The following is a 17,704-nucleotide window of genomic DNA, read 5'->3' as shown; positions in this document are numbered from 1 at the left end:
AGGGGTGAAACCATGACTGCATCGATCGGCAAAACTAACCTGTTGGGTCTTACTCAACCGGAAATGGAGAAATTCTTCGACTCAATCGGGGAGAAGCGTTTCCGTGCCGGTCAGGTAATGAAATGGATTCACCACTTTGGCGTCGATGATTTCGACGCCATGACGAATGTCGGCAAGGCCTTGCGCGAAAAGCTCAAGGCTGTTGCCGAGATTCGCGGTCCGGAAGTGGTCAGCGAGGACATCTCCAGCGACGGTACCCGTAAATGGGTGGTGCGCGTGGCGTCCGGCAGCTGCGTCGAGACCGTCTACATTCCCCAGGGCAAGCGCGGCACTCTGTGCGTTTCGTCCCAGGCGGGCTGTGCCCTGGATTGCAGTTTCTGCTCCACCGGCAAGCAAGGCTTCAATAGCAACCTCACCGCCGCCGAAGTCATCGGTCAGGTGTGGATTGCCAACAAATCCTTTGGCAGCGTCCCGGCGACCGTCGACCGTGCCATCACCAACGTGGTGATGATGGGCATGGGTGAGCCGCTGCTGAACTTCGACAACGTCATCGCTGCCATGCACCTGATGATGGACGACCTGGGCTACGGCATCTCCAAGCGCCGGGTAACCCTGTCGACCTCCGGCGTGGTGCCGATGATCGATGAGCTGGCCAAGCACATCGACGTCTCGCTGGCGTTGTCTCTGCACGCACCCAATGATGCACTGCGCAACCAGCTGGTACCGATCAACAAGAAGTACCCGCTGAAGATGCTGCTCGAGTCCTGCCAGCGCTACATGTCGGCCCTGGGCGAAAAGCGTGTGCTGACCATCGAGTACACCCTGCTCAAAGACGTCAACGACAAGCTTGAACACGCGGTGGAGATGATCGAGCTGCTCAAGGATGTACCGTGCAAGATCAACCTGATCCCGTTCAACCCGTTCCCGCATTCCGGGTATGAGCGTCCGAGCAACAATGCCATTCGTCGCTTTCAGGACCAGCTGCATCACGCCGGTTTCAACGTCACCGTGCGCACCACGCGCGGTGAAGACATTGATGCCGCCTGCGGTCAGTTGGTCGGGCAGGTGCTGGATCGCACCCGCCGCAGCGAACGCTATATCGCCGTGCGTGAGTTGAGCGCCGACGCCGATATGCCGCAAAGCGCCGCAACCCGTACCTGAGAGAGGATCTCCATGGCCCTGCGCTTTGCGCTGCTCCTGCTTGTTGCCAGCCTCTGTGCTGGCTGTGTTCTGTCGGGTGATTCCAACCCGATGAACACCAGCAAGGGGCGCGACGAGGCACGCGAAGCCTATGTGCAGTTGGGCCTGGGCTACTTGCAGCAGGGCATGAGCGAGCGCGCCAAGGTGCCTCTGAAGAAAGCCCTGGAACTGGCCCCCGCCGATGCCGACGCCAATGCTGCCCTGGCGCTGGTGTTCCAGGCCGAGATGGAGCCGGCCCTGGCCGACGAGCATTTTCGCCAGGCCCTGGCGGCGCGTCCGGACAGTGCTCGCATCCTCAATAACTACGGCAGCTTTCTATTCCAGGAAAAACGTTACAAAGAGGCTTATCAGCGCTTCGAGCAAGCCGCTGCTGATACTCTGTACCCCGAACGTTCCCGAGTGTTTGAAAACCTCGGCATGACCGCTTCAAGGCTCGGCCAGCGTGATCTGGCCCAGCTGCAGCTGGAAAAGGCCCTGCGTCTCAATCATCAACAGCCCCGTGCGTTGCTGGAAATGGCTGAGTTGTCTTACGAAGACAGGCATTATGTGCCCGCGCGCGACTATTACGATCGTTTTAGCCTGCTCGGCGAGCAAAATGCACGTAGTCTATTGCTCGGCGTTCGGCTGGCAACGGTGTTCGAAGATCGCGACAAGGCCGCCAGTTACGGTCTGCAACTAAAACGACTTTATCCCGGTACGCCGGAATATCAGCAATACCTGTCGGAGCAATGATGAAAGCGGCCCATCCCGAAGTTCAAGCAGTGACTCGCGTAAACCCCGGTGAGACCCTGCGTCAGGCCCGCGAAAGCAATGGTTGGTCGCTGGCCGAAGTGGCCCACAAGCTCAACCTCACCGTGAGCTCCCTGAGCAACCTGGAAGCGGGCGCCTTCGACAAGCTGCCGGGGCACACCTTCGCCCGTGGCTATATTCGTGCCTACGCCAAATTGCTGGGTATGGATCAGGCGGTACTGGTCCAGGAGTTCGATCAATACACCGGTACCGACTCCCAGGGCAGCAGCGTCCATGCCCTGGGGCGCATCGAAGAGCCGGTGCGGGTTTCCCATACCATCTTGCGCATTGTCAGTTTGCTGCTGCTGGTGGCGGTGGTTGGTGGCGGTTTCATCTGGTGGCAGGATCAGTCCTCCCAGCGCGGCAAGGAGCCGGTCTCCCTGAGCCCCGAGCATGTCGAGGTCGAAGGTGCCGACGGCACTACCCAGATTCATCCTATCGATGAGCCCGAAGACCAGGCGGTTGCCGAGGGGCAGAGCGAAACGCTGGACAATGGCGCTCAAAGCGAAGGCCAGGCAGCGAGCGAAACTCCTGCTGCCCCAGCCGCTTCGACCGCTCCGGCACCGGCTGCCACTGCGTCCGTCCCTGCAGCTCCTGTGCACAACGCGCCGGCTCCGGCGCCTGTTGCACCGGCTGCCGTGGCACAAGCGCCTGTCACGCCGACCGCGCCTGCTGCTGCGGTTGTACCGGGTAGCGCAGCGGCAACTGCGGTTGCAGGCGCGGGCCAGGTACAGATCCAGTTCAGTGCCGACTGCTGGGCCCAGGTCATCGATGCCAACGGTAAGGTTCTGCTCAGTGCCCTCAAGCGCAAGGGTGAAACCGTCGATGTCAGCGGCAAGCCGCCTTTTGCCGTACGTCTGGGCTATGCCCGTGGCGCACAAATCACTTACAACGGTCAGGCGGTGGATATCGCCCCGTTCACCAGTGGCGAGACTGCTCGCCTGAAGTTAGGTCAATAAGTCATGCACGGCGAATCTCCAATCAAGCGTCGCGAATCCCGCAAGATCTGGGTCGGCTCGGTACCGGTCGGAGGCGATGCCCCGATTGCGGTGCAGAGCATGACCAACAGCGACACCAATGACGTAGCGGCAACCGTTGCCCAGATCAACCGCCTGGAAGCCGCCGGTGTCGATATCGTGCGGGTTTCGGTGCCGGACATGGACGCTGCCGAGGCGTTCGGCCGGATCAAGCAGCAGGTCAAGGTACCGCTGGTGGCCGACATCCACTTCGACTACAGGATCGCGCTGCGCGTGGCCGAACTGGGCGTCGATTGCCTGCGGATCAACCCGGGCAATATCGGTCGTGAAGACCGGGTGCGCGCGGTGGTGGATGCTGCCCGTGATCGCGGGATCCCGATCCGTATCGGGGTCAACGCCGGCTCCCTGGAAAAAGACCTGCAGAAAAAATACGGCGAACCGACCCCGGCCGCATTGGTGGAGTCGGCCCTGCGTCACGTAGAGCACCTGGAACGCCTGAATTTCAAGGACTTCAAGGTCAGCGTGAAAGCCTCGGATGTGTTCATGGCCGTCGAGGCCTACCGCCTGCTGGCCAAGGAAATCATCCAGCCCCTGCACCTGGGGATCACCGAAGCCGGTGGTTTGCGTTCAGGCACAGTGAAATCCGCCGTCGGCCTCGGTATGCTGCTGGCCGAAGGAATTGGCGATACCATTCGCATTTCGCTGGCGGCCGACCCGGTCGAGGAAGTGAAGGTCGGCTACGACATTCTCAAGTCCCTGCACCTGCGTTCCCGTGGCATCAACTTCATCGCCTGCCCGAGCTGCTCGCGGCAGAACTTCGATGTGGTGAAGACCATGAACGAGCTGGAAGGGCGCCTTGAAGACCTGCTGGTGCCGTTGGATGTTGCAGTGATCGGTTGCGTGGTCAACGGCCCGGGTGAAGCCAAAGAGGCGCACATCGGCCTGACCGGCGGCACACCGAACCTGATCTACATCGATGGCAAGCCGGCACAGAAACTGACCAATGACAATCTGGTGGACGAGCTTGAAAAGCTGATCCGGCAGAAGGCGGCCGAAAAGGTCGAAGCCGACGCAGCGCTGATCGCTCGCGGCTAACCGAACGTATTTAAGGATTTTTTGTGAGCAAGTCTCTGCAAGCCATTCGTGGCATGAATGACATCCTGCCCGAGCAGACGCCCCTGTGGCGTTATTTCGAGGGTACTGTGGCGCGCCTGCTGGATAACTACGGTTACAAGCAGATCCGCATGCCGATCGTCGAATTCACCGAGCTGTTCAAGCGCTCCATCGGTGAAGTGACCGACATCGTCGAAAAAGAGATGTACACCTTCGAAGATCGCAACGGCGACTCCCTCACCCTGCGTCCGGAAGGCACCGCTGCCTGTGTCCGTGCGGTGCTGGAGCACGGCATTACCGGCGGTGGCCAGGTGCAGAAACTCTGGTACATCGGCCCGATGTTCCGTCACGAGCGCCCGCAGAAAGGCCGTTATCGCCAGTTCCACCAGATCGGTTGCGAGGTATTCAACCTCGACGGGCCGGACATCGACGCTGAACTGATCGTGCTGACCTGGCGCCTGTGGGGCGAGCTGGGCATTCGTGATGCGGTCAAGCTCGAACTCAACAGCCTGGGTACCGCCGAAGCACGTGCGCGTTATCGCGACGCGCTGGTGGAGTTCCTGTCGGCGCGCATGGACAAGCTGGACGAAGACAGCCAGCGCCGCCTGAAGACCAACCCGCTGCGGGTGCTGGACACCAAGAACCCGGACACTCAAGCCGTGCTGGTGGATGCGCCCAAGCTGGCCGACTACCTGGACGAAGAGTCCCGCGTGCACTTCGAAGGCCTCAAGGCCCGCCTGGATGCTGCGGGTATCCCCTATGTGATCAATCCCAAGCTGGTGCGCGGGCTGGATTACTACAGCAAGACCGTTTTCGAATGGGTCACCGACAAGCTCGGTGCCCAGGGCACCGTCTGTGCCGGTGGCCGTTACGATGGCCTGGTGGAGCAGATGGGCGGCAAGCCTACGTCGGGCGTTGGCTTTGCCATGGGGATCGAACGCCTGGTGCTGCTGCTGGAAACCCTGGAGCAGGTCCCGGAAGAGATCTCGCGCCAGGTCGACGTTTACCTTTGCGCCTTCGGTGAGGCCGCCGAACTGGCTGCGCTGGCGCTGAGCGAGCGTGTTCGCGATCAATTGCCGAACCTGCGTCTGCAGATCAATGCCGGTGCTGGCAGCTTCAAGAGCCAATTCAAGAAGGCCGACAAGAGCGGCGCGCTGTATGCGCTGATCCTCGGTGACGACGAACTGGCCCAGCAAGTGGTAGGTTTCAAACCCCTGCGTGGCCAGGGCGAACAACAAAGCATTGCCTGGGATGCACTCGCTGCGCACCTGGCCACCTGCGTCGTGCAGGGTTGAAGCTGTCAAACAGCCGATTTAGCGAATAAGGAGTATTGGGGTGTCGAGTACCGAAGATGAACAGCTGGCGGAATTGAAAGACTGGTGGCAGCGTAACGGCAAACCCCTGGTAACTGGCGGCCTGCTGGCCCTGGTTATCGTGTTCGGCTGGCAAGCCTGGCACAAGTATCAGAACAATCAGTCGCAAGGCGCTTCGGTGCTCTATCAGCAACTGCTGGAAACTACCCTGACGCCGGATGGCAAGCCGGATGCCGCTCGTGTTACGGACCTGGCGGGCAAGCTCAACAGCGAGTTCGGCGGTACTGCCTACGCGCAGTACGGCAACCTGTTCGTGGCCAAAGTGGCAGTAGACACCGGCAAGCTGGACGATGCAGCGGCACAGCTCAAGGCCGTGGCCGACAAGCCCGCCAACCCGACCCTGGGTGAAGTGGCGCGTCAGCGCCTGGCGCAGGTGCTGGCGGCGCAGAACAAGGCCGACGAGGCTCTGAAGCTGCTCGACGGCGATGCCGACAAGGCATTCCTGGCGACTCGTGAAGAACTCAAGGGCGATCTGCTGGTCCAGCTGGGCCGTGTGGACGAAGCCCATGCGGCATACCAAAAAGCCAAGGCGGCGCTCTCGGACGAAGCAGCAGTCGGTGGCCTACAAATCAAGCTGGACGACCTGGCCAAAGGGGATGCATGACGTGATCCGTTGGAAACATGCAGCATTGCTGGCTCTGGCCTTGTTGGCCGCGGGTTGCAGCAGCAACAGCAAGAAAGAACTGCCACCGGCGGAACTGGTCGACTTTAAAGAAGAAGTGGTCCTGCAGAAGCAGTGGAGCCGTTCGATCGGTGACGGTCAGGGTGAAACCTACAACATGCTGGTGCCGGCCATCGATGGTGACACCATCTATGCCGCCGACGTCACCGGTGTGGTGGTTTCCATGGATCGCATGAACGGCGACGTCAAATGGAAGAAAGATCTCGAACTTCCTGTTTCCGGCGCCGTGGGCGTGGGTTATGGGCTGGTCATGATCGGCACTCTGAAAGGCGAAGTGGTTGCCCTGGATGCCTCCAGCGGTGAAGAGAAATGGCGTGCCCGTGTGACCAGTGAAGTGCTGGCTCCACCAGCCACCAACGGTGACGTGGTGGTGGTGCAGACTCAGGACGACCGAGTGATTGGCCTTGAAGCCAGCACCGGTCATCAGATCTGGCTCTACGACAGCACTCCAGCGGTGTTGACCCTGCGGGGCACCAGTGCGCCGTTGGCGACCAACCGTCTGGCCCTGGCCGGTCTTTCCACCGGCAAGGTGGTCGCGCTGGATATTCGCAACGGCGTACCGGTGTGGGAGCAGCGTGTCGCCATTCCACAAGGCCGTTCCGAACTGGATCGGGTCGTGGACATCGACGGTGGCCTGCTGCTGTCCGGTGGCACCCTGTACGTTGCCAGCTATCAGGGGCGCGTGGTTGCCCTGGACCTGGAGAGCGGCCGTCCACTGTGGCAGCGTGATGCTTCCAGCTACGCCGGTGTGGCCCAAGGGTTCGGCAGCGTTTATGTCAGCCTGTCCTCGGGTACCGTGGAAGGCGTGGACGAGCGTTCGACTACCGCGCTGTGGAGCAACGACTCCCTGGCTCGCCGCCAACTGTCGGCACCGGAAGTCTTCTCCAGCTACGTAGCCGTGGGCGACCTGGAAGGTTACCTGCACCTGCTGAGCCAGGTTGACGGTCGCTTCGTCGGTCGTACGCGCATCGATAGCGACGGCCTGCGTGCCCGTCCGCTGGTGGTGGGCGACATGATTTATGTGTATGGCAACAGCGGCAAACTGGAAGCCCTGACCATCAAGTAATGGTTTGACTATGCTTGGGGTGATCCCCAAGCGAACTGCAGGAGCGAGCGTGCTCGCTCCTGCAGTGCTGCCCCGAGCACCAGCCGCTGCCTCGCAGCGGCTTTTGTATTTTCTGAATTAACGCAGTGGAGAGCCGCATGGTTCCCGTAATCGCCCTGGTGGGCCGACCTAACGTCGGCAAGTCCACCTTGTTCAACCGCCTGACTCGGACTCGCGACGCCATTGTCGGCGACCTGTCCGGTCTGACCCGTGATCGCCAATACGGTGAGGCCAAGTGGCAAGGGCGTACCTATATTCTGATCGACACCGGCGGTATCTCCGGTGACGAGCATGGCATGGATGAAAAGATGGCCGAGCAGTCGCTGCTGGCCATCGAAGAAGCTGATGTGGTGTTGTTCCTGGTGGATGCCAAGGCCGGGTTTACCGCGGCCGACCAGATGATCGGCGAGCACCTGCGCAAACGTAACAAGACTTCCTACGTGATCGCCAACAAGGTCGATAACATCGACCCGGACATGGCCCGCGCCGAGTTCGCGCCGCTGGGCATGGGCGATGCCATCCCGATCGCCGGTGCGCATGGCCGCGGTATCACCCAGATGCTGGAAATCGCCCTGAGCGAATTCCCCAAGGATGACGCTGACGAGCCGGAAGAAGGCGAGGAAGAGATCGTTGCCGAGGGTGAGGAAGCCAAGCGCATTCCGGGCCCGAGCGAGAAGGACGGGATCAAGATCGCCATCATCGGTCGTCCCAACGTCGGCAAGTCGACCCTGGTCAACCGCATGCTCGGTGAAGACCGGGTGATCGTCTATGACCAGCCCGGCACCACCCGCGACAGTATCTACATCCCGTTCGAGCGCAACGACGAGAAGTACACTCTGATCGACACCGCCGGTGTGCGCAAGCGCGGCAAGATCCACGAGGAAGTTGAAAAGTTCTCGGTGGTCAAGACGCTGCAGGCGATCAAGGACGCCAACGTGGTGATCTTTGTCATGGACGCCCGCGAAGGTGTGGTGGACCACGACCTGAACCTGCTGGGCTTTGCCCTGGAAGCCGGGCGGGCCCTGGTGATCGCCCTGAACAAGTGGGACGGCATGCAGCCGAGCGAGCGCGACTACGTGAAGACCGAGCTGCAACGCCGGCTGTTCTTCGTCGACTTCGCCGATATCCACTTCATCTCGGCGCTGCACGGTACCGGTGTGGGCAACCTCTACCAGTCGGTGCAGAACTCCTTCAAGTCGGCGGTAACCCGCTGGCCCACCAGCCGCCTGACGCAGATCCTCGAAGATGCCGTTGGCGAGCACGCGCCGCCCATGGTCAACAATCGCCGGATCAAACTGCGCTACGCCCACTTGGGTGGTGCCAACCCGCCGCTGATCGTGATCCACGGCAACCAGGTGGAGAAGGTGCCCAAGTCTTATGTGCGCTATCTGGAAAACACCTACCGCCGAGTCTTGAAGCTGGTAGGTACGCCGATCCGCATCGAGTTCAAGGGCGGCGAGAACCCGTACGAAGGCAACAAGAACACGCTGACCGACCGCCAGGTCAACAAGAAGCGTCGCTTGATGTCGCACCACAAGAAGGCCGACAAGAAGCGCCGCGACAAGCGCTGACCGGCTACAGGGGCCTGCTTGCCGGTGAAGCTCTGGCGCTGCTTCAGAGCTTCGCTGGCAAGCCAGTTCCTAGGGGAACTGTGTGGATAAGAGGGCGCCCCGGGCGCCCTTTTTCATGCCTGGCGTTTGGGCTATTCTCGGGGACCTCCGCGCCGCCGTAGTGCGGACTGCTCAGCAGGGAATCCTCATGATCATCAGTAAGTTGCCGAATGTCGGCACCACCATCTTCACGCAAATGTCCCAGCTCGCGGTGGAAACCGGAGCGCTCAACCTGTCCCAGGGCTTTCCTGATTTCGATGGCCCGCAAGCCCTGCGTGATGCACTTGGCTGGCATGCCGCCAATGGCCATAACCAGTACGCACCCATGACCGGCCTACCGGCACTGCGCCAGCAGGTCGCCGCGAAAATCGCCCGCAGCTATGGCGTCCAGGTCGATGCGGACGCTGAGGTGACCATCACCCCCGGTGCGACCCAGGCAATCTTCTGTGCCATCCAGGCGGTGATCCAGCGCGGTGACGAAGTCATTGTGTTCGACCCCAGTTACGACAGCTATGAGCCGTCGGTGGAGCTGGCCGGTGGGCGTTGTGTGCATGTGTCGTTGGCGGGGCAGGGCTTTGCCCTCGATTGGCAGAAACTCGGTGAAGCCCTGAGTCCGCGCACGCGGATGATCATCCTCAATTCGCCGCACAACCCCAGTGGTGCCTTGATCAGCCGCGCGGAGCTGGACCAGTTGGCTGCCCTGATCCGTGATCGCGATATCTATCTGGTCAGTGATGAGGTCTACGAACACCTGGTGTTCGATGGCGTACCCCATGTCAGTGTGTTGGCCCATGAGGAGCTGTATCAGCGGGCCTTCGTGGTCAGCTCGTTCGGCAAGACCTACCACGTGACCGGCTGGAAGACCGGTTATGTGGTTGCACCACCGGCCCTGAGCGCCGAGCTGCGCAAGGTGCATCAATATGTCAGCTTCTGCGGAGTCACGCCTTTGCAGTACGCTCTGGCGGACTTCATGGCCGAGCACCCGGAACATGTCGAAGAGTTGCCGGCCTTTTACCAGGCCAAGCGTGATCTGTTCTGCGATCTGCTGAGCGCCTCGCGTTTCAGCTTCAACCGGGTGTCGGGTACCTATTTTCAATTGGTGGACTATTCGCAGATTCGTCCAGACTTGAATGATGTCGACATGGCGATATGGATGACCCGCGAACACGGCGTGGCAGCCATTCCGGTGTCGGTGTTCTATCAGCAGCCGCCCCAGGGGCAGCGTCTGGTGCGTCTGTGTTTTGCCAAGCGCGAGGAGACGCTGCGCCAAGCAGCGGAGAAACTATGCGTGATCTGAGTGCATTACCCGATCTGAATCTGGCTCTGATCCAGACCACCCTGGCCTGGCACGACCGCCAGGCCAACTTCGAGCATTTCGAGCAGTTGCTGGAGCAGGCCCGTGGTGCAGATCTGATCATCCTGCCGGAAATGTTTACCACCGGATTCTCCATGGAATCCGCGACTCTCGCGGAAGCGGAGAATGGCCCTACCAGCAAATGGCTACGTGGGCAGGCGAAGAAGCTGAATGCGGTGATCACCGGCAGCGTGATAATCCAGGCAGCGGATGGCAGCCATCGCAATCGCTTGCTGTGGGCGCGCCCTGACGGTGAGGTCTGGCACTACGACAAGCGCCACCTGTTTCGCATGGCTGGCGAGCACAATCACTACACGCCGGGGGAACGGCAGGTACAGTTCGAGCTCAAGGGTTGGCGTATTCGCCCGCTGATCTGCTACGACCTGCGGTTCCCGGTGTGGAGCCGGGACGCCCAGGACACCGACCTGCTGCTCTACACCGCCAATTGGCCGGGTGCCCGCCGTTTGCACTGGAACCGCCTGCTGCCAGCCCGGGCCATTGAAAACCTCTGCTACGTTGCGGCGGTGAACCGGGTGGGCACCGACGGCAAGGGCTTTGCCTATACCGGAGACAGCCAGGTTCTGGACTACCAGGGCGAAACCCTGCTCAGCGCCGGAGAGGCCGATGGCGTCTTCCAGGTCTGCCTGAGCGCGGGTGAACTGGCGGCTTACCGTGCGCGCTTTCCGGCGAACCTCGACGCCGATACCTTCATGTTCACTTAGGATCGCTTCGGCACTGCACACTTTTTTACAGGTTGCGAATATCAAGCTTCGAGGGTGAAGGCCGATAGCAGGAGCAGTTCAGGAGGAATCAACCATGACTACCATCACTGCCACCATCGTCAATCCTTACCCCCTGTCGGCCCCCAAAACTGCGTCGACTGAAGCCGAAGGCAACGGCGCCAGCCCGTTGGCGCCGGTGGATGAAAGCAAGGACGGCCAGGATAAGGAACTGCGGGTCAACTCTGGCGATGCCAATATCGATGCAGTAAAGGCCGGTGGTGATCCGGTCAAGGCGCTGCAGAAACAGATTGAGCAAACCCAGAAAACCCTGACTGAACAGCAGGCGCAATTGGCCAATGTGCAGAAGGGCCAGGCCAGCGACGAACAGAAAGCCCAGCAAGTGATGGAGGTCCAGGCGCAGATCGCCGTGACCAACAGCACCTTGCAGGTGCTGCAGGCGGCTTTGCTGCAAGCCATGTTCAGCGTTGATGTGCATGCCTGAAACCGTCGTTGCTGACATTTAGCTGGTGTTATCTGTTCCGGCATAAAAAAGGCCCCGGGGAGTCGAGCTCCTCGGGGCCTTTCGCTTTTGGCGCCTTTAGGCTGCCTTGGCCTGCTGCTCGCTCAAGGAGCGGTTCAGCGCACTGAACAGCGCCTTGAAGCTGGCGGTGGTGATGTTCTCGTCGATACCGACGCCGTGCACGGCACGCTCACCGTTGACCCGCAGTTCGATGTAGGCCGCCGCCTTGGCGTTGGTGCCGGCGCCGATGGCGTGTTCGTTGTAGTCCATGATCTCCACCGGAACCGGCAGCCCGGCCACCAGCGCTTCCAGGGCGCCGTTGCCCTTGCCGCGCCAGTGCAGGTTGGTTTCGCCCTGGCCCTTGCTCGAGACTTCCACTTCCACGGCGCTGTGGCCGTTCTCTTCCTGCAGGCGATGGCTGACCAGCGCGTAGGGAGTGTTGGCCTGCAAGTACTCGCTGTGCAACAGCGCGTGGATTTGCTGGGCGGTCATTTCCAGGCCCAGGCGGTCGGTTTCCCGCTGCACCACCTGGCTGAATTCGATCTGCATGCGGCGTGGCAAGCTGATGCCGTATTCCTGCTCCAGCAGGTAGGCGATACCACCCTTGCCCGACTGGCTGTTGACGCGGATCACCGCCTCGTAGCTGCGACCGATATCGGCCGGGTCGATCGGCAAGTACGGCACTTCCCACAAGCCATCGGCTTTCTGCTGGGCGAAGCCCTTGCGGATCGCGTCCTGGTGCGAGCCGGAGAACGCGGTGTGGACCAGGTCGCCGACATAAGGGTGACGCGGGTGCACGGCAATCTGGTTGCACTCTTCCACGACTTTGCGCACGCCGTCGATGTCGGAGAAGTCCAGTTCCGGGTTCACACCCTGGGTGTAGAGGTTCAAGGCCACGGTGACCAGGTCGACATTACCGGTACGCTCGCCGTTGCCGAACAGGCAGCCTTCGACACGGTCGGCGCCAGCCATCAGGCCCAACTCGGTGGCGGCTACGCCCGTACCGCGGTCGTTGTGGGTGTGCAGGCTGATGAGCACGCTGTCACGACGGTTGATGTTGCGGCAGAACCACTCGATCTGGTCGGCATAGATGTTCGGTGTGGCGACTTCTACGGTGGCCGGCAGGTTGAGGATCACCTTGTTGCTTGGCGTGGCGTTCCAGACTTCCACCACGGCGTCGCAGACTTCCTTGGCGAACTCCAGCTCGGTGGCGCTGAAGGTCTCTGGCGAGTACTCGAACTGCCACTGGGTTTCCGGTTGCTGGGCGGCGTATTTGACGAACAGCTTGGCCGCATTCACCGCGATCTCTTTCACACCGGCCTTGTCCTGGTTGAAGACAATGCGGCGGAACGAAGGGCTGGTGGCGTTGTACAGGTGGACGATGGCCTTTTTCGCTCCACGCAAGGATTCGAAGGTGCGGGCGATCAAGTCTTCGCGGGCCTGGGTCAATACCTGGATGGTGGTGTCGTCCGGAATGTGCCCGCCTTCGATCAGGGTGCGCACGAAGTCGAAGTCGGTTTGCGAAGCGGCGGGGAAGGAAGCTTCGATTTCCTTCACACCCACAGCTACCAAGGTCTTCCAGAAGCGCAGCTTCTTGACCGCATCCATCGGTTCGATCAACGACTGGTTGCCATCACGCAGGTCCGAACTGCACCAGATCGGCGCGCTGGTGATGGTTTTCGACGGCCAGGTACGGTCCGGCAAGTTGATGGTCGGAAACGCGCGGTACTTGGAGGATGGGTCTTTGAGCATGGTCATGGAGAAATCCTTATTGTCCGGGCCGAAAAGAGGCGGCCTGCCGGTGAGTCAAGAGTGAGGTTGACGCAGGGGGATGAGGCACCGCGATTCAGCCTGGCAGTCGTGCGCTGACGAGGCAGAGGCTCCGGTGTTGACGACGCTGAATGAGGGTGTGAGAGGTTTTCATGTGCTCAACCCTAACCACTGGGGTGAGAGATGGCAAGCAGTCGAAAAAAATTGAGAGGAATACTCGAAAACAAAGCCATATCGAGATTTTATGCTGGGTATTCTTTGAAAGAATACTAACGATTGCGCAGTCGAGTTGGGCTGCGCAATCCCCGTGGGCGTCGGCTCGCCGCTGAATCAATGCCTGATGCAGGTAAGCGGCGCCGCGTGATCAGGGCTGGAAGGCCCCGATAAAGATGGCCGGATCGACCCGCGCATCATTCAGGCTGACGTTCCAGTGCATATGCGGCCCGGTGGCGCGGCCGGTCGACCCCACCTTGCCCACCACGGCGCCACGGGCCAGGGACTGGCCATTCTTCACGTCGATTTTCGACATGTGGCAGAACATGCTGATGAAGCCCTGGCCGTGGTCGACGAACACGGTGTTGCCGTTGAAGAAGTAGTTGCCGATCAGGATCACTTTGCCCGCCGCCGGGGTCTTGATCGGTGTGCCTGCCGGCACCGCGAAGTCCAGGCCGGCGTGAGGGTTGCGCTCTTCACCGTTGAAGAAACGGCGCACGCCGAACTTGCTCGATAGCGGCCCGTTCACCGGCTTGTCCAGCAGCAGGTTGCTCGGGGTATTGGGGCTGAAGCTGCGGTAGGCGCGGATCTGTTCCGCCAACTCGCCATCGATGCGCTTGAGGTCCGCCGGGTTCGGATTGACCTGGCGCTGGTTCTTCAGGGTGATGTGCTGCTCGGGGTATTTCTTGTTGCCTACCACGAAGTTCAGGCTGCGCCCACCGGCGCTTACTTGTTGAGTGCCGGGCTTGACCGTCAGCGGGATGCCGACAATCGCCAGCCAGTTGTTCTGCTCCCTCACCACCAGTACCGGCTTGCCCTGGTAACTGGCCTTGGGCGCCTGGGCGGCGCTGCCCAGGTCGACCACCGCTACGCCACCGGGCACGGGTTTGTTCAGCAGGCGGGTGATGTAGCTGTCGGCGTGAGCATTGAAGGCCAGGCACAGCAACAGCAGGGAGCAGAGAAAACGCGGCATGGATCAATCCAGTAGAGAAAGAGTGACGGGCGTCAGGTGGTTGTCTTCGACGCGTACTTGCAGCTCGCCTTCGCCCAGGCGGGCACTGAGGCGCTGGCCTGGGCGGGTCTGGCTGGCACTGCGAATGGCCTGCCCGCGATCGTCCAGCAGGATGCTGTAACCGCGCCCCAGGGTGGCCAGGGGGCTGACCACATGCAGGGTCTGCATCTGGCTGTGCAATTGCAGGCGGCGGCCCTTGAGGCCTTCGCGCATGGCCCGGGGCAGGCGTTCGGCCAGGCTGTCCAGGCGCTGGCGCAGCAGCGTCAGTTGCCGCCCTGGATGCTGGGCTCCCAGGCGGGTTTCCAGGCGGATCAAGCGTTCGCGACGGGTATTGAGGCTGCGCTCGAAGGCGCGGCGCAGGCGCATGTCCAGGTCGTCCAGGCGCTGTGCCTGCTGGCGCAGGCGTTCACCGGGATGGCGCAGGCGGCGGGCCAGGCCGTCCAGGCGCAGTCGATCACGCACCAGCCGGTCGCGCATGCGCATCACCAGGCGTCGCTGCAGGTTGTCGACCCGGCGTTGCAGGTCACTGGAATCGGGGGCCAGCAGTTCGGCTGCTGCGGAAGGCGTGGGCGCGCGAACGTCGGCCACGAAATCACTGATGGAGACATCGGTTTCATGGCCGACGGCGCTGACGATCGGTGTCACGCAGGCATCCACCGCACGGGCCACGGCTTCTTCGTTGAAGCACCAGAGGTCCTCCAGGGAGCCGCCGCCACGGGCCAGGATCAGCGCGTCGAAGCCCCGGGCGTCGGCCAGCTGCAGGGCCCGGACGATCTGCGCCGTAGCCTCGCGGCCCTGCACGGCGGTAGGGATCAGGGTCAGCACGACCTGCGGTGCGCGGCGCCGGAACACACTGATGATGTCGCGGATCACCGCACCGGTGGGCGAACTGATGATGCCGATGCGTTGCGGATGGGCCGGCAGGGGCACTTTGCGTTCGGCGCTGAACAGCCCTTCGGCGCTGAGTTTGTCTTTCAGGGCATCGAAAGCCAGGCGCAGGGCGCCATCACCGGCCGGTTCCACGGTGTCGAGAATCAGCTGATAGTCACCGCGCCCTTCGAACAGCGAGACCTTGCCCCGCACCTTGACCGCCAGGCCGTCCTTCAGCGCCTGGCGGACCCGCGCGGCGTTCTGCCGGAACAGTGCGCAGCGCACCTGGGCGCCGCTGTCCTTGAGGGTGAAGTACACATGGCCGGAGGCCGGGCGGGCGAGGTTGGAGATCTCGCCCTCCACCCAGATATTGCTGAACACGTCCTCGAGCAGCACCCGGGCGCGGCCGTTGAGCTGGGTGACGGTGAGGACCTCGCGGTCCAGGCCGAGTCGTGCGAAGGGATCTTTAATCATGGGGCGCAGTGTAAAGGCCTGTCTCTGAATGGAACAACGCAAATCAACTACAAGTGATTGCGAAAATGTTCGACGAATTGCGCCACCAGAGGCGTTGGCTCCTGTCGGTAGGCGAGGGCCACGGTGCTCTGGCAATCGGCATCCGCCAGCGGCAGGAAGCGGATGCTGGCCGGGGCGATGTCCTGCATCGACTCGGGCAGCAGGGCGATGCCGAAGCCGGCCTGGATCAGTTGCAATTGGGTGGTCTTGCGCGACATCACCCGCGCCGCCCTGGGAAAGAAGCCCTGGCGCATGCACAACTCGGCCGAGAGGTAGCTCAAGCCCCCACGCTGGGGATGGGGGATGGAAATAAAGGCTTCGTTGCGCAGTTGTGCCAGTTCCACCCCGTGAACGGGTGGATCAAGGGCCAGGGGATGCTGCGGCGGCAATGCCAGCAGCAGGGGTTCGCTGAACAAGGGCACGATTTGCACTCCCTCGCGTTGGCGCAGTACCGGCAGGCGCAGCAGGCCAGCATCCAGCCGGCCTTCGGCGAGTTCTTGCAACTGCGCCTCGGACGATAGCTTGACGATATCCATCGAAGCTCCGGGGCACGCCTGCAGATACTCGCTGATACCCCCAAGCAGACGACCGCTCATGGGCACGGTGCTTGAGTGGCTGAGGCGCAGTGTGCCCAGTTGCCCCTGGCCGACCTGGGTGGCCAGCTCCGCGGCCTTGTGCAGTTCGCTCAGCAGGTTGCGTGCCTTGGGCAGGAAGGCTTCACCAGCGGCGGTCAGCCGAGGCTGGCGGGCAGTGCGTTGGAAAAGTGGGGTTTGCAGCTGGCTTTCCAGTTCCTTGATCTGTCGGCTAAGGGCCGACTGGGCGACAAACAGGCGTTCTGCCGCCGCGCTGAAGCTACCGCTCTCGGCAATTTCCACGAAATAGCGCAGTTGACGGGTTGAAATCACAAGGCATGCCTTTTTGCGATGGGTTGAAGGCTTTGACGATATTAGTCGCAAGGCTCGTCGCTGGCTAAAGTCATTGCTGATCCGGTTGGAGAAGTCGCAGTGATGAGCTTGGTAATCGAAGGTTTGAACCAGTGGTCTTTCGGCCCGGGTGGTTGGTTGGCGATTGGTCTGGGCATCGCGCTGGCGTACATCGTATTTGGCATCGCCGGTTTCGGCACGGCGCTGGTGGCGGGACCGATCCTGATCCTGTTCATGCCATTGTCGAAGATCGTGCCGTTGCTGGTGCTGCTGGATTTCGTCGCCGCCTTCGGCAACCTGTTGCCGTCGCGCAAGGACGTGGCAAAACCCGAGTTGTTGCGGTTGCTGCCCTGCATGGCGCTGGGCTGCACCTTGGGGGTGATTTTCCTACTCAACCTCAAGTCCGATCTGCTGCTTCTATTGATGGGGCTGTTTATCAGTGCCTACGCCATCTACAGCCTGTGGGTGAAGGCGCGTCCAACCCAGTTGGCGGCCGGCTGGGCGGTGCCGATGGGGATTGTCGGTGGGCTGTTTGGCGCACTCTTCGGCAGTGGCGGCTTTCTATATGCCATCTACCTGAACAGCCGCCTGCCCAAGGACCCGGCGCGGGCGACCCAGAGTGCGCTGATCAGTTGCAGCACCGTGGTGCGTCTGAGCCTGTTCGCCTTGGCCGGGGTCTATGCCGAGTTGCCGCTGCTGCTGTTGGCGCTATGCCTGTTGCCGGCGATGGCCTTGGGGTTGTGGATTGGCCGTCGGCTGACGATGAAACTGTCACGGGAGGCTTTTGTGCGCCTGGTGACCTGGCTGGTGCTGGCCAGTGGCGTTGCCCTGATCGGACGCTACCTGAGCACTTGACCTGCGGGGTTCAGGGATTAAGCTGCGGGCCTTTCAATCCGTTCGCTGGCACGCCCTCTTACAATTGAAGGTAGGAGTCGGCTTGCCGGCGCAAGCGTTCGTA

General features: G+C 61.6%; 16 protein-coding genes. 12 read left to right on the top strand and 4 right to left on the bottom strand.

Translation table 11 applies throughout. The features are described 5' to 3' along the window. Window positions 1-12 precede the first annotated feature (12 nt). The 11 genes from rlmN (at window position 13) to KCG88_RS10735 (ending at window position 11,427) form a co-directional block, all read left to right on the top strand. Window positions 13-1,161, top strand: a complete 1,149-nt coding sequence (gene rlmN, locus KCG88_RS10785; RefSeq protein WP_011063210.1) for a 23S rRNA (adenine(2503)-C(2))-methyltransferase RlmN — start codon at window positions 13-15, stop codon at window positions 1,159-1,161. Window positions 1,162-1,173: 12 nt separating this feature from the next. Beyond that, complete coding sequence (gene pilW / locus KCG88_RS10780) at window positions 1,174-1,932, top strand: type IV pilus biogenesis/stability protein PilW (protein WP_011063209.1); 759 nt, start codon at window positions 1,174-1,176, stop codon at window positions 1,930-1,932. Then, entirely contained in the window at window positions 1,932-2,948 is a 1,017-nt protein-coding gene (locus KCG88_RS10775; RefSeq protein WP_210712351.1) for a RodZ domain-containing protein, read from the top strand. Before pilW ends, KCG88_RS10775 begins: the two co-directional genes overlap by 1 nt. A gap of 3 nt (window positions 2,949-2,951) precedes the next feature. Next, a complete protein-coding gene (ispG, locus tag KCG88_RS10770) occupies window positions 2,952-4,061 on the top strand; it encodes a flavodoxin-dependent (E)-4-hydroxy-3-methylbut-2-enyl-diphosphate synthase (RefSeq protein WP_047289125.1) in 1,110 nt (369 codons plus the stop codon). Window positions 4,062-4,084: 23 nt separating this feature from the next. Beyond that, the gene (gene hisS, locus KCG88_RS10765; protein ID WP_011063206.1) at window positions 4,085-5,374 is read left to right on the top strand and encodes a histidine--tRNA ligase; all 1,290 of its coding nucleotides are present in this window, start codon (window positions 4,085-4,087) and stop codon (window positions 5,372-5,374) included. A 40-nt stretch (window positions 5,375-5,414) separates the two neighbouring features. After that, on the top strand, window positions 5,415-6,056 hold the full coding sequence (locus KCG88_RS10760; protein WP_011063205.1) for a tetratricopeptide repeat protein: 642 nt from the start codon (window positions 5,415-5,417) through the stop codon (window positions 6,054-6,056). Further along, on the top strand, window positions 6,049-7,200 hold the full coding sequence (bamB, locus tag KCG88_RS10755; protein WP_011063204.1) for an outer membrane protein assembly factor BamB: 1,152 nt from the start codon (window positions 6,049-6,051) through the stop codon (window positions 7,198-7,200). Before KCG88_RS10760 ends, bamB begins: the two co-directional genes overlap by 8 nt. 137 nt (window positions 7,201-7,337) lie before the next feature. Beyond that, entirely contained in the window at window positions 7,338-8,810 is a 1,473-nt protein-coding gene (der, locus tag KCG88_RS10750; RefSeq protein ID WP_011063203.1) for a ribosome biogenesis GTPase Der, read from the top strand. A 187-nt stretch (window positions 8,811-8,997) separates the two neighbouring features. Next, window positions 8,998-10,146 carry a pyridoxal phosphate-dependent aminotransferase gene (locus KCG88_RS10745; RefSeq protein WP_210712350.1) on the top strand — a complete coding sequence of 383 codons (1,149 nt, stop codon included), beginning with the start codon at window positions 8,998-9,000 and terminating at the stop codon, window positions 10,144-10,146. Further along, on the top strand, window positions 10,134-10,925 hold the full coding sequence (locus tag KCG88_RS10740) for an amidohydrolase (protein ID WP_047289122.1): 792 nt from the start codon (window positions 10,134-10,136) through the stop codon (window positions 10,923-10,925). The genes KCG88_RS10745 and KCG88_RS10740 overlap by 13 nt, the downstream gene beginning before the upstream one ends. 94 nt (window positions 10,926-11,019) lie before the next feature. Then, on the top strand, window positions 11,020-11,427 hold the full coding sequence (locus tag KCG88_RS10735; RefSeq protein WP_047289120.1) for a hypothetical protein: 408 nt from the start codon (window positions 11,020-11,022) through the stop codon (window positions 11,425-11,427). Between the two features lie 96 nt (window positions 11,428-11,523). Here KCG88_RS10735 and leuA read toward each other — a convergent pair whose 3' ends face one another. The 4 genes from leuA to KCG88_RS10715 all read right to left on the bottom strand — a co-directional run bounded on the left by leuA (window position 11,524) and on the right by KCG88_RS10715 (window position 16,728). Next, window positions 11,524-13,203 (bottom strand): 2-isopropylmalate synthase, encoded by a 1,680-nt coding sequence (gene leuA / locus KCG88_RS10730; RefSeq protein WP_047289118.1) that lies wholly within the window; start codon window positions 13,201-13,203, stop codon window positions 11,524-11,526. Between the two features lie 376 nt (window positions 13,204-13,579). Continuing rightward, window positions 13,580-14,401 carry a peptidoglycan DD-metalloendopeptidase family protein gene (locus KCG88_RS10725; protein WP_210712349.1) on the bottom strand — a complete coding sequence of 274 codons (822 nt, stop codon included), beginning with the start codon at window positions 14,399-14,401 and terminating at the stop codon, window positions 13,580-13,582. A 3-nt stretch (window positions 14,402-14,404) separates the two neighbouring features. After that, window positions 14,405-15,784, bottom strand: coding sequence for an exodeoxyribonuclease VII large subunit (gene xseA / locus KCG88_RS10720; protein ID WP_047337704.1), 1,380 nt, complete (start codon window positions 15,782-15,784; stop codon window positions 14,405-14,407). A gap of 47 nt (window positions 15,785-15,831) precedes the next feature. Next, a complete protein-coding gene (locus KCG88_RS10715; RefSeq protein WP_047289111.1) occupies window positions 15,832-16,728 on the bottom strand; it encodes a LysR family transcriptional regulator in 897 nt (298 codons plus the stop codon). A gap of 102 nt (window positions 16,729-16,830) precedes the next feature. Between KCG88_RS10715 and KCG88_RS10710 the strand changes: the two genes are divergently transcribed. After that, complete coding sequence (locus KCG88_RS10710) at window positions 16,831-17,601, top strand: sulfite exporter TauE/SafE family protein (RefSeq protein WP_047337703.1); 771 nt, start codon at window positions 16,831-16,833, stop codon at window positions 17,599-17,601. Window positions 17,602-17,704: the final 103 nt, after the last annotated feature.

The sequence above is a fragment of the Pseudomonas sp. MWU349 genome (assembly GCF_017947325.1).
Taxonomy (GTDB): Bacteria; Pseudomonadota; Gammaproteobacteria; order Pseudomonadales; family Pseudomonadaceae; genus Aquipseudomonas; species Aquipseudomonas protegens.
The sequence above is the reverse complement of the archived record's forward strand: the minus strand, read 5'-3'. Positions and strand labels throughout refer to the sequence as shown.